Here is a 12,526-nt window from a genome sequence, read left to right as displayed (position 1 = left end):
GGCATGTGGAAGGAAGGTGGTTGTCGCGGGCATTGGAGCACCGGGTGCTTCAGGCGGACTCCAGGCGTCCTGAGTGGAGGCGGATCACGGTGTCGGCTATGTCGATCACGCGCTGGTCGTGGGTGGCCACCAGGACCAGGGTGCCTGCGGTGGTGGCCGCGGTCAGGGCGTCCAGCACGAGGTGGACATGTTCGTCGTCCTGGTGGGCGGTGGGCTCGTCGAGCACCGCCACGGCTGGGCTCAGGATCAGGGCGCGGGCCAGGGCGGTGCGCTGCTGCTCGCCCAGGGACGTGTCCCGGGCGGGGCGGTCGGCGATGGCGGCCAGGCCCAGGCACTCCCGCAGGTCAAGCTCGGCGACGGCGGACGGACCCGAGCGGCCCGGCACCTCAGCGTCGGCCACCGTGGACGAACCCGAGCGCTCCCGCACACGGGGGCCGGGGACGGCGTTGCGCAGGCGGGCCGGCAGCTCGATGTTCTCCGCCACCGTCAGGGTGGGGTCGAGCGCCAACCGCTGCGGCAGCAGCGAGACGACGGCCCAGTCGGGGGCCGGGTGTGCGGGGCGGCCGGCCACCAGCACTCGGCCACTCGAAGGGGTCATCACGCCGGCTATCAGGTGGCACAGGGTCGACTTGCCCGAGCCCGAGCGGCCGGCCAGGACGGCCGTTGTCGCCTGGTCCAGGGTCAGGGTGACGTCGTCCAGCACTCGCGTGCCGGCTCGGGTGTGGCTGACGTCGTGCACCTCCACCAGTGCCATGTCAGGGCCCTCCGAAGGGGTGCAGCTCCACGTGCCCGTCGACCAGGGTGACGACCACGCGGCCGGTGGGGAACAGGGGCAGGGCCTCCTCGGGCAGCTGGAGGCGGCCCAGGCCGTCGATCGTGGCGGTGTGGTCCTCGCCGGCGCCCTGTTCGCCGGAGAGGACGCCGTGGCGCAGGCGCAGGACCGTGTCGGCGGCGGCTATCGCCCTGGCGTCGTGGGTGGCGATCACGACGGCGGCGCCCTGGGCGGCTCGGGTGCGCAGCAGGCTCAGGACCAGGCCGGCGGACTCGTCGTCGAGCTCGGCGGTGGGCTCGTCGGCGATCAGGAGGGCGGGTGGGCCCACGCCGGCGGCGGCCACGGCCAGGCGTTGCTGTTCGCCGCCGGACATCACCGCGGGTGACGCGGTGGCGCGGCTGGTGAGGGCGACCTCGGCCAGGGCGGCGTCCACGTCGGCGCGCACGCCGCGCAGCCGGGCCATCTGGGCGATCTGGCCGCGGGCGTCGAGCTGCGGGAAGAGGCTGTGGGTGGGGCGCTGGGCGACCCAGCCGATCTCGCGGCGGCGCAACCGGTGCAGGTCGCGGCGGGACAGGCCGGAGACGAGGCGGCCGCGGTGCCGCAGCTCGCCGCCGGCGGGGCGCTCGCGCAGCGCGAGGACGGCGAGCAGGGTGGACTTGCCGCTGCCGGACGGGCCGGTGATGGCGCTGATCCGGCCGCCGGTCACGGTCACGTCGACGCCGCGCAGTGCCTGCGTCGACCCGGTCGGTGCCGCATAGAGTTGCAGCAGCTCCCGGCCCTCCAAGAGCGACACGCCAGCGGGGGCGGCCGAGGTGGCAGGGGTGGCAGGGGACGGTTCAGTCGTCACGGTAGGCGTCCTCCTCCGCGCGCGCCGAGCGGCCGCCACTGACCAGGACGGCCAGGACACAAGCCACCACAGCCGCGCCGACCGTGATCAGGACCGCCGCCGGCGGGATCTGGAAGGCGAACCGCGGCAGCAGCCCGGGCTGGTCGTCGAGCAACCGCCCGCCGAGCGCCGCCAGCCCGGCGACGCCGGCCACCGCGGCGCCCAGGGCGACCAGCGTCAGCAGCGCGAACTCCACCGCGCGGGCGCGGCTGACCCGGCCGGCGCCGAGGCCGACGCGGGCGAGCATCAGGTCGGCCGGGCGGCGGATGGTGGCCGTCCGCTGCGCGTAGACGCACAGCGTCAGCACGGCCAGCAACGCCAGGTAGCCGGCCACCGCGACCTGATAGCCGCGGGCTCGCGCCGTGGCGACGTACACCGCCTCCTTGCGTAACGCGGGAGCGCCGTCGATGCGCGCGGGCTGGGCGTTGACCGGCGCCGTCACCCGCTGGATGTGCTCTGCGCTCGTCGCGTACAGGAACACCTGGGTGAACAGCGAGTTCGGCTGGCGGGTCCGGGGCTTGAGGCGCGGGTCGTCCACGCCGAGGCCGCCGAGCAGCGGGTCGTTCGCGACGACGTACATCGGCCTGCCCTGCATGCCGGGGAACGCGGGCACCCGCGCCGCGATCGTCAGGTCGGCGACGGCGAAACCGAGGTTGATCCGCACCGAGTCGATCTGATCGGTCGCCGGGTCGCCCACCGCGATCGCCCGGGGATGCCCGCTCTCGTCGGCCGGTTTGGACGCGAGCGTCGCCAGCGCCGCGCGGGCCGCCGCCAGGTCGGGACCGCTGCCCCAGGCGGCCACCTCCCGGAAACGCGCGGGGTCGACGACCAGCAGGTCCTTCTGGCTGGAGTCGAACGGCGTCTCGACGTCGGTGCGCCACACCACGGTGCTGCCCGGCGGCATCGGCGGGGTGTGCACGCCCGGGACGGGACCCTGCGGCGGCGGCTGCGGTGGTTCCGGCTCGGGCGGCACCAGGACGGCGGTCGGGTCGATCTCCCACGAGGCCCCGAACGTGGCGACCGCCTCGGCCCCTGCCGCCACCGCCACCCGGTCGTCGGCGGACACCCGCGACGAGTGGACGGCGGAGAGAGCGAAGAGCAGCATGCCCAGGCCGGCGGTCATCGTGAGGACGGCGAGCCGGCGCTCGGCACCGGCCTCGCCCAGGCGCCGCCGGGCGAGCCACAGCACGCCGGGACGCGCCGACACCGGCAGCCGGGCGAGCAGGCCGGGCAGCCAGCCCGCGACCGCGCCGGCCGCCACGAGCACGAGCAGCGGCACCAGCAGGTCCACCCCACCCGCCGGGCCGCCCGCGCCGGCCAGCCCGGCCGCGGCCGTCAGCGCCACCAGCACCAGCATCGTCGTCCAGGGCAGCTTCCGCCGTACGGTGACCGGCGGCGCCGGCCGCACCCGCCGGGCCGCCGCCGCCGCGCCGACGCCCGCGACCGTCACCACGCCGGCCAGTCCCGCGACGGCGGCGGCGGAGCCCGCCGGGAGCGGCGACGACGACACCACGCCGGGCGGCCCGAACCGGACCACCAGCTGCCATGCGACCACCCACCCGAGCGCCACCCCGATCGCCGCGGGCAGCAGGTGTTCGAGCAGCCACAGCGCGCCGACCCGCATCGGGGCGATGCCGACCGCGACGGCGTGGCGGATCTCGCGGTCGCGGCGGCGGGCGCTCAGCAGCGCCACCGCGAGCACGGAGGCCAGCCCGACGCCGATCGCCGCCCACTCGACGGGCCGGATGCGCTGCTCCACGATGGCGGAGGTGGCCCGCGCGTTCGTGGTGATCTGGCTGATGCCGCTCGCGAACCGCATGCTGCGCGGGCTGTCCTGGCCGAACTCGAGCCCGCCGGCGTACCCCCGGCGCAGGTACTCGATCTCGTTGGCCGTGTGCTGCGCCTCGGCCAGCGTCACGCCGGGGACGAGCGCCGCCTCGGCCGCCCAGAAGATCTCGTCGTCGAGCTGGAGCGCCAGCCTCTCCACCGTGGCGACGTCGCCAACGAGCAGGTACGACGGCAGGGTCTGGTACTCGGTGTCGGGTGGGGTGTCGCCGGCGCGCAGCGTCCAGGCCGGGCCCGCCGGCAGCCGGCCGCCGGCGTCCACCTCGTAGACCCCGTTCACCGGCACGGTCGCGCTCCTCGTGCGGCCGGCGGTGCCCACGGTGATCGCGACGGTGATCGTGTCGCCCGCCTTCGCGCCGAGTGCCTCGGCCATCGGCCGCGGGATCCAGAGGCCGCCGGTCCCCCGGGCGGTGCCCTGCAACTCCTCCGCCGGTGACGTGACCGCGAAGAGGCGGCCGCGCTCGCGCTTGCCACCGAAGGAGGCTGTCGAACCCCAGAACGTCGGCGCTATGAGCTCCGCCCCGATCGACTCGCCGGTCAGGTCGGGATCGGTCAGGTGGGGAATCCGGCGCAGAGCGTCGAGCACGGCCTGATGGTCGGCGCTGCGCCGGCCCACCGGCGCCGAGATGCGCACGACGGCCGCGTCGGTCTGCCGCGCCGTCGCGGGCACCGCGTCGCGCCCGGCTTGGAAGGCGGCGTTGTCGGACGCCTCGGCGAACATCGTCCCGGCCGCTCCGGCGGCGCCGAGCACGGCGAAGGCCGACGTGATCAGCAGTGACCACGCCCGCTGCCGCACCCCGCCGAGAAGGGCCGCCCCCGTCAAACGATCCATGTGCACGTTAACCATTCGGCCGATCGGACGATTGGTGTCGATCTATCGACCTGCTTACGGTCCGCAGCGTACTCGTATTCCGGATCGTGCTCGGTCCCCGGGCCGGTCCCGTCTGGGCCGACGGCCGGCCGTCCTCGGCGTCGGCAAAGGCTTCGCACCGCCACGCCGTGGCGGCGTGGCGTCACGCCATGAGGAAACGAGGCACCATGACATCCACCGTCACCATGCTCGTCCGCGCCGGGGCCGCTCTGCTCCTCGGCGCCGGCCTCGGCCTGGCCGGGGCCTCCTCGTCGCAGGCCGGCGGCAAGCCCACGATCACCAAGGAGCCCTTCGGCAGCGTCGGGGGCAAGGCCGTCGACCGCTACACGATCACCAACGGCAACTTCCGGGTGCGCGTTCTCACGTACGGCGGGATCCTCCAGACCGTCGAGACGCCGGACCGGCACGGCAGGCTGACCAACGTCACGCTCGGGTTCAAGACCCTGAACGAGTACGTGACCTCGGGCAACCCGGCGTACTTCGGCGCCCTGATCGGCCGGTACGGCAACCGGATCGCGAACGGCAGGTTCACCCTCGACGGCCGCACGTACCAGCTGGCGATCAACAACGATCCGAACAGCCTGCACGGCGGCGACGTCGGCTTCGACAAGCGCGTGTGGAGCGCCACGCCGGTCACGAACGGCGGCGACCCCGCCCTGCGGCTGACCTACGTGAGCCCGGACGGCGAGGAGAACTACCCCGGCACGCTGCGCACCACGGTGACGTACACGATCACACGGGACAAGGGCATCCGGATCGACTACCAGGCCACCACGGACAAGGCGACGGTCGTCAACCTGACCAACCATGCGTACTGGAACCTCGGGGGCGAGGGCACCGGCACGATCGACGACCACAAGCTCCAGCTGAACGCGTCGCGCTACACACCGGTGGACGCCACGCTGATCCCGAACGGACGGCTCGACCCGGTGGCCGGCACGCCGATGGACTTCCGCGAGCCCACCGCGATCGGCGCGCGCAACCGCAGCAACTTCCAGCAGATCGTGTACGGGCGCGGCTACGACCACAACTGGGTGCTCGACCGCCGCGACACCTCGTACCGCAAGCTCGAACGCGCCGCCAAGGTCACCGACTCGGCGAGCGGGCGCACGCTGACGATCTCGACCACCGAGCCGGGCATCCAGTTCTACGGCGGCAACTTCCTCGACGGCACGCTCTACGGCACCAGCGGCCGCGCGTACCGCCAGGGTGATGGTCTCGCCCTGGAGACGCAGCACTTCCCGGACTCGCCCAACCACCCGAATTTCCCGTCGACGGTCCTGCGCCCCGGCCAGACCTTGAAGTCGACAACCATCTATCAATTCGGCGCCAGTCGCTGACTTCTCATCGGGCCGTGCCCGGCTGCCGGGCACGGCCCTGGAGGGCTAGACATGTCCAAGATCCATCCGAAGGTCGAGGAGGCCGTCGAGACTCTCGAGCTCACCGCGACGACGCGCCGCCGCCTGCTCAAGGGCTCCGGGCTGTTCAGCGCGTCGCTCGCCGCCGGTGCGCTGCTGAGCGCGTGCAGCGACGACGACGGCGGCCCGTCGGCCTCGGGCGCCGCCGGCAATTTCCCCGAGACTCCGAAATGGAAGTTCAGCTTCGTCAACCACGTCACCACCAATCCGTTCTTCACCCCCACGCAGTACGGCATGGAGGACGCGGCGACGCTGCTCGGCCTCGAGAAGCCGCAGTGGACCGGGTCGCAGAACTCGATCGTGGCCGAGATGGTGAACGCCACGAACACCGCGGTCAGCGCCAAGGTGGACGGCCTGGCGATCGCGGTGGTGGACAAGGACGCGTTCCGGCAACCGGTCGATCAGGCGCTCGACGCGGGCATTCCGGTGGTGTCGTACAACGCCGACGGGGCGCGCGGTGACCCGGGAACGAACCGGTTGGCGTACATCGGCCAGGGTCTTTATGAATCGGGTTATGCGCTCGGCCAGCGGGCGCTCGAGACGCTCCAGTCGGGTGAGGTCGCCGGTTTCATCGCCACGCCCGGCGCGCTCAACATCCAGCCGCGCATCGACGGGGCGCAGCAGGCCTTCAAGGACTCCGGCAAACCCGTCACGTTCACCGCGGTCGCCACCAACGCCGACGTGACGCGGGGCCTTTCGATCATCGACGCGTACGCCGTGGGGCACGCGAACCTGAGCGGCATGCTCGCCGTCGACGCGGGCTCGACCTCGGCCGTCGGCCAGGTGGTGAAGAAGTACACGATGCGCTCGAAGAGCCTCAAGGTCGCCGGCGGCTTCGACCTCATCCCGGAGACGCTCACCGGCATCCAGGAGGGCAACCTCGACTACACGATCGACCAGCAGCCGTACCTGCAGGGCTTCCTGCCGGTGCTGTACCTGTACTTCTTCAAGATCTCCGGCGGGCTGATGGCGCCCAGCGAGACCAACACCGGCCTGCTGTTCGTCACGAAGGACAACGTGGCGCCCTACCAGAACACCAAGTCGCGGTACGAGGGGTCGACGACCGACAAGGTGCTGGTGCCCCGATCCGGGCCGATCGCGCATGGGTAAGGCGCTGCGAACCTTCACCGACGGCTTCCTCCGCCGCCGGGAGGCGAGCGTGCTGCTGGTCGCCCTGGGCCTCATGGTCTATTTCCGGGCGGCCAGCCCCGTCTTCCTCACGCGCGAGAACCTCATCAACATCGCGCAGGCGACGGCGCCCACCGCGATCGTCGCGGTGGGCATCGTCCTGCTGCTGGTCAGCGGCGAGATCGACCTGTCGGTCGGCATCGTGGCCGCGTTCGCGCCGTTCCTGCTGCACTTCGCGATCGACTTCTACGGCGTCCCGGTGCTGCTGGCGTTCCCGCTGGCGCTGCTGATCGCGGCGGCGATCGGCCTGCTGAACGGGCTGATCGTCACGAAGTTGCACGTGGCGTCGTTCGTGACCACGCTCGGCACGTTCTTCGCGGTGCAGGGGCTGCTGCTGATCACGTCGCACGCGTACCCCGTACCGATCCCCGAAGAGATGCGCGGGCGGTTCCAGACCTGGATCGGGGCCGGCCCGTGGGCGTCGATCACGTGGGCGCTGATCATCGTGGCGATCTTCCACATCGTGCTGACCCGCATGCGCTGGGGCCTGCACACGATCTCGGTCGGCGGCAACCCGGTGGGCGCGACCGAGGCCGGCATCCGCGCCTCGCGCATCAAGATCGGAAACTTCATGATCACGAGCGCGCTCGGCGGGCTCGTCGGCATCATGGAGGCCGCGCGGATCAACACGATCGACCCGAACATCGGCGGCGGCACGACCCTGACCTTCTACGCCATCTCGGCGGCGGTCATCGGCGGCACCGCCCTCGCCGGCGGCTCCGGCACCATCGTCGGGGCGCTGCTCGGCGCGCTGGTGCTCGCCGAGCTGCAGAACGGCTTCAACCTGATCGGCTACAGCGCGAACACGATCTACCTGATCCTCGGCCTGGCCATCCTGGTCTCGATGATCGCCAACCAGTACCTGTCCCGGCTGCGGCGAGCGGGGAGAACATGACCACCCATCCGCTGGAAGTCATCGGCATCGCCAAACGGTTCGGCGCCCTCACCGCGCTCGCCGACGTCAACCTGCACGTCGGCAGGGGCGAGGTGCTCGGCCTGATCGGCGACAACGGCGCCGGCAAGTCCACCCTCATCAAGATTCTCTGCGGCTTCCACCGCCCCGACGCCGGCACGATCCTCGTCGACGGCTCCGAGGTCACCCTCAAGAGCGTCGATCACGCCCGCTCCCTGGGCATCGACACGGTGTACCAGGACCTGGCGCTGGTCAACGAGCTGTCGGTCTATCACAACATGTTCCTCAACCGCGAGATCGTGCGCTGGCCGCTGTTGAGCAACCGGGCCATGCGCCGCCGCGCCGAGGAGCACCTGAAGGACATGGGCGTGAACCTGCCCGACGTCACGGTCGAGGTGGCCAAGCTCTCCGGCGGGCAGCGCCAGGCCATCGCCGTCGCCCGCTCGGTCTACTCCGACGCCAAGGTGCTGCTGCTCGACGAGCCGCTGGCCGCCATGGGCGCCAAGGAGGGCACGATGATCCTCGACCTGATCCGCGACCTCAAGCGCCGCGGGAACGTCTCGGTGATCATCATCGCGCACAACTACGCCCAGGTCCTCGACGTCTGCGACCGCGTCAACCTGCTCCAGCACGGCCGCATCACGTTCGACAAACGTGCGACCGAGACGTCCCTCGAGGAGCTGACCGACCTGGTGGTCGCGGAATACCGCCGCAGGGGCGCCGACTGACGGGCCGCCGTCGGGCAAGATGGTCCGATGCTGAGATGGTGGCGCCGCCATGCCGGGTGGTTCGCGGCCGGCGGCCTCGCCCTCACCGTCCTGGGCTCGCTGGCGCTGCTGGTGGCCGGGTCGGACGCCCCGTTGGAGACCGGCGACCAGGTGGCCAGCATCGTCGGCGGCACGACGGCCCTGCTCGGCCTGCCGGTGAGCGTCGCTTCCCTGGTGGTGGCGACCCGCCAGCAGGCTTCCCCACCGGCGGGCCCCCTCGACCGGCTCGCCGAGGCCGTCGACCGGCAGTGGACCCGCGAAGGCACGGCGCGCGGCCTGTTCACCTCCGGCCCGCTCGACGTCCGGTGGCGCAGCACCGAGCGAGCCGTGGCGCCGGCGCCCGGCGAGGTGGTGCCGTCGCCGGCGGGCCGGGTCACCCGGCTCAGGCTGCACGGCGACGCCGCGACGATCGCCTCGGCCTTCCGGCGGCTTCCCCGCCGGCAGCTGGTGATCATCGGCGCTCCGGGCGCGGGCAAGACCTCCCTGGCCGTACGCCTGGTGCGCGATCTCGCGCGCGACCGGCGCGCCGGCGATCCGGTCCCGGTGCTGCTGCCGCTCGCCGGCTGGCGCCCGTCCGACGACTTCGACCCCTGGCTGGTACGAGGACTCGTGGCCGCGTACCCGTTCCTGCGCGACGAGGCGCGCGATCTCGTGGACCGCGGCAGCGTGATCCCGGTGCTGGACGGCCTCGACGAGATCCCGGCATCGCTGCGGGTCCGCGCCGTCGAGCGGCTCACCGCGACGATCGGCGAGCGGCCGCTCGTCGTGACGTGCCGAGCGCGGGAGTACGCCGACACGATCGGCACCAGCGGCACCCCGCTGGCGGCCGCGGCGGTCGTCGAGCTCGACCCGGTGGCGGCCGCCCAGGTGGCCCGCTATCTGCCCGCCGGCCAGATCGACGGCGAGCGGCGCTGGCAGCCCGTGCTCTCGCGGCTGGCCGCCGAGCCGGACGGCCCGCTGGCCACCACGCTGTCGACGCCGCTGATGTCCTCTCTGGCGCGCACGGCGTACACATCGCCCACGACCGACCCCGGCGACCTGCTGCGCTTCCCGGACGGCGCGGCCCTGACCACCCATCTGCTGGCCAGCTATCTGCCCGCGGTCTACCGCGGGCCGCGTCCCTACACGGCGGCCCAGGCAGAGCGATGGCTGCGGTATCTCGCCCGCCTCCTGACCGACCGCAACGCGACGGGCATCGCCTGGTGGCTCCTGGACCGGCCGGACGAGGGCACCTTGCTCACCCCGTCGCCGAGACCCACCCGGCTCGGTTTCCGGCCGCTGTCCGTCCTGGTGACCCTGACGATCGCGACGGTCGCGACGCCGGTCGTCCTGCCTCTCGTCCAGCTGATCAACGGCCGGCCGGTCGGCTCCCCCGCCCAGGCGCTGGCCGCCGGCGTCGTCTACGGCGCCGGCCTCGGCCTGTGCTTCGCCTCGATCCTCGGCTTCCGCACGCCGCTGAGCGACGACGAGATCACCGACACCCGCACGTCACTGCGCGACGACCGCCGCGTCACCCTGTGGGCGGCGGTGGCACCGGGCGCCGTCGCCGCCCTGCTCAGCGGCCTCGCGTTCGGCCCGCCGGCCGCGCTGGTGTTCGGCCCGGTCATCGGGCTGGTGACGGCGTTCCTCTACCTCTACTTCTCGGGGTGGGCCCGCTGGCCCGCCTTCGTGCGCTACCGCCTCGCGCGGGCCCTGCGCCGTCAGCTCCCGCTGCGGCTGGTGACGTTCCTCGAGGACGCGTACGGGCGCGGGGTGCTGCGCAAGGCGGGCGCCGTCTACGAGTTCCGGCACTCGACCCTTCAGCGCTACCTGACGAGCTCGAAGATCCCGTAACCGAAGCCCCGGACCTCGTGTTCCTCGACGCCCTGGCCCCAGAGCAGCGTGGCGGGCGGCAACGAGAACGGTGCGGCCTCCCGGCGCGGGTTCACCACGACCAGGTGGGTGCCGCCGCGCACGTACGCGAACGGATAGCCCTCGCTGAGCACCTCGGCCGTGGCGCGGTAGCGCAGCGCCGGGGTGGCGCGCCGCAGCGCGGAGAGCTCGCGCACCAGCGTGAGGACGGAACCGGGATCGTTCTCCTGAGCGGCGACGGTGGGCCGCCCGGGTTCAGGGTCGATGGGCAGGTAGAGCTTGGACGGGTCGGCGGTGGAGAACCCGGCGTTCGGCCCGTCGTCCCACTGCATCGGGGTGCGGCAGCCGGCCCGGTTGTAAAGCGGATTGCAGACGGCACCCTCCACATCGGGCATGCCCGGCAGATAGCGCATGCCGATCTCGTCGCCGTAGTAGATGCAGGGCACATTGCCCCAGGTGAACAGAAACGTGAACGCGGCACCCAGCTGCTGCGCCGTGCGAGGACCACAACAGAGCCGGTCGAAGTCGTGGTCGGCCGTGCCCATGATGATCGGCCGCTCCGGATCGGCCTCCCTCATCCTGCTCCACTCGGCGAGAAAGGGGCGCGTGCTGCCCTTGCCCTCCGCGTCGAAGAACGGCTCGCCGGGCTCCTGAAAAGGCAGGATCCCGGCGGCGTGATTGTCGAAGAGGCTGGCATGCGCCCCATGGATCACCAACGCGAAATCAGCGTCAAAGGCCAAGCCCTTGCCGGTACGGGGTTCCGTGCCCTCCGGGATCAGCACCGCGTCCGGATAGGCGCCGGCCATCCACTCCCGGATCTCGCGCCAGATGCCGGCCGACGCTTCGACGCCGTCCGCGATGCCGTAGTCCTTGACGAGCGAGAACGCCATGTCCACCCGGAACCCGGCCACCCCCTTGCCCAGCCAGAAGTCGATGACGTCCCGCAACGCCCGCCGATTGCGCAGCGGCCCGGGCCCGTCGACGGGGTCTCCCTCCGCGCTGCCTGCACTTCCCACGACGCCGCTGCCCCCACCGACGCCCTCGAGTTCCTTCCCTCCCCTCTTGATCCAGCCGAAGTTCAGGGCCGGCTGCTCGTCGTAGAAGTTCTTCAGGTACCAGCCGGGGCGCGGACCGGGCGACGGCACCCAGGCCGGCGTGCCCGGAATGTCCACGCTCCAGCCCTCGGCCGGCGGCTCGGTGCGCCAGATGTACCGGTCGCCCGCCGGGTCGGGGCCGTCCGCGTGCAGCTCGCGCTGGAACCACGGATGCTCGATCGACGTATGCCCCGCGACGAGGTCGAGGATCACCCGGATGTTCCTCTTCCGCGCCTCCTCGATGAGCTCGACCATGTCGTCGTTGGTGCCGTAGCGCGGCGCGATCCGCAGGTAGTCGGCCACGTCGTAGCCCGCGTCCACGAACGGCGACGCGAAACACGGGTTGAACCAGATCGCGTCCACCCCGAGCGACGCGATGTGGTCGAGCCGCCCGATCACCCCGCGCAGGTCCCCGATCCCGTCCCCGTCCGAGTCGGCGAACGATTGCGGGTAGACCTCGTAGAGCACCGCGTCGGCCAGCCAGTTCTCGCGCATCCCGCCAGAGTAGTCAGGGCTTACGGGCCACACCGCCGAGGTGCGGGACCGGCTCCGCTTGCCCGTCCGGCCGCCACCTCGAGCGGCTCACCACGCCCGGCTCGATCATCTTGAGCCCGCCGAAGAGCCCCGCACCTGCTCGGCGCAGCGCAGCGCAGCGCAGCGCAGCACCATCGTGGCGGCCGGCCCTTCGTTCCAGAAGCGCAGCGCCTCCTCCATCGCCTCGCCGTTGATCTCGTTCGTCGGATGCGAGATCGGCCCCACGGTGAACGACGGCGTCACAGCGGAACGGAATATTCCGCTCTGCCGCGCTTGGCGAAGCACTAGCCGCAGACCCGGCCCACGCCCACGCCCACGCCCACGCCCACGCCCACGCCCACGCCCACGCCCACGCCCACGCCCACGCCCACGCCCACGCCCACGCCC

At 72.3% G+C, this 12,526-nt stretch carries 10 protein-coding genes; 5 read left to right on the top strand and 5 right to left on the bottom strand.

Going from position 1 to position 12,526, the window contains the following annotated elements:
- Positions 1-49: 49 nt before the first annotated feature.
- From Ade02nite_RS15900 to Ade02nite_RS15890, 3 genes are read right to left on the bottom strand one after another with little or no spacing between them, the layout of a single operon-like run.
- Complete coding sequence (locus tag Ade02nite_RS15900) at positions 50-754, bottom strand: ATP-binding cassette domain-containing protein (protein ID WP_203763000.1); 705 nt, start codon at positions 752-754, stop codon at positions 50-52.
- Between the two features lies 1 nt (position 755).
- Positions 756-1,619: an ABC transporter ATP-binding protein gene (locus Ade02nite_RS15895; protein WP_203762997.1), complete on the bottom strand. Its 864-nt coding sequence runs from the start codon at positions 1,617-1,619 to the stop codon at positions 756-758.
- The gene (locus tag Ade02nite_RS15890; protein ID WP_203762995.1) at positions 1,609-4,335 is read right to left on the bottom strand and encodes an ABC transporter permease family protein; all 2,727 of its coding nucleotides are present in this window, start codon (positions 4,333-4,335) and stop codon (positions 1,609-1,611) included. Before Ade02nite_RS15890 ends, Ade02nite_RS15895 begins: the two co-directional genes overlap by 11 nt.
- 206 nt (positions 4,336-4,541) lie before the next feature.
- Between Ade02nite_RS15890 and Ade02nite_RS15885 the strand changes: the two genes are divergently transcribed.
- Genes Ade02nite_RS15885 through Ade02nite_RS15865 form a run of 5 tightly spaced genes read left to right on the top strand, consistent with a single transcriptional unit; the run spans position 4,542 to position 10,493 of the window.
- Entirely contained in the window at positions 4,542-5,714 is a 1,173-nt protein-coding gene (locus Ade02nite_RS15885; protein ID WP_239168788.1) for an aldose epimerase family protein, read from the top strand.
- Positions 5,715-5,765: 51 nt separating this feature from the next.
- A complete protein-coding gene (locus tag Ade02nite_RS15880; protein WP_203762988.1) occupies positions 5,766-6,902 on the top strand; it encodes a sugar ABC transporter substrate-binding protein in 1,137 nt (378 codons plus the stop codon).
- The gene (locus Ade02nite_RS15875) at positions 6,895-7,875 is read left to right on the top strand and encodes an ABC transporter permease (RefSeq protein WP_203762985.1); all 981 of its coding nucleotides are present in this window, start codon (positions 6,895-6,897) and stop codon (positions 7,873-7,875) included. Before Ade02nite_RS15880 ends, Ade02nite_RS15875 begins: the two co-directional genes overlap by 8 nt.
- Positions 7,872-8,621: an ATP-binding cassette domain-containing protein gene (locus tag Ade02nite_RS15870; RefSeq protein WP_239168787.1), complete on the top strand. Its 750-nt coding sequence runs from the start codon at positions 7,872-7,874 to the stop codon at positions 8,619-8,621. Before Ade02nite_RS15875 ends, Ade02nite_RS15870 begins: the two co-directional genes overlap by 4 nt.
- Positions 8,622-8,648: 27 nt before the next feature.
- Entirely contained in the window at positions 8,649-10,493 is a 1,845-nt protein-coding gene (locus tag Ade02nite_RS15865; protein ID WP_203762983.1) for an NACHT domain-containing protein, read from the top strand.
- On the opposite strand, the gene Ade02nite_RS15860 is transcribed toward Ade02nite_RS15865, so the two are convergent.
- Positions 10,466-12,100 carry an alpha-amylase family glycosyl hydrolase gene (locus Ade02nite_RS15860; RefSeq protein ID WP_203762980.1) on the bottom strand — a complete coding sequence of 545 codons (1,635 nt, stop codon included), beginning with the start codon at positions 12,098-12,100 and terminating at the stop codon, positions 10,466-10,468. The two genes, Ade02nite_RS15865 and Ade02nite_RS15860, sit on opposite strands and share 28 nt — an antisense overlap.
- Positions 12,101-12,205: 105 nt before the next feature.
- Positions 12,206-12,382 carry a hypothetical protein gene (locus Ade02nite_RS49280; protein WP_239168785.1) on the bottom strand — a complete coding sequence of 59 codons (177 nt, stop codon included), beginning with the start codon at positions 12,380-12,382 and terminating at the stop codon, positions 12,206-12,208.
- Positions 12,383-12,526: the final 144 nt, after the last annotated feature.

This window comes from Paractinoplanes deccanensis (genome assembly GCF_016862115.1).
GTDB classification, from domain to species: domain Bacteria; phylum Actinomycetota; class Actinomycetes; order Mycobacteriales; family Micromonosporaceae; genus Actinoplanes; species Actinoplanes deccanensis.
Note: the sequence above shows the minus strand (reverse complement) of the source record. Positions and strands in the feature narration are given on the sequence as shown.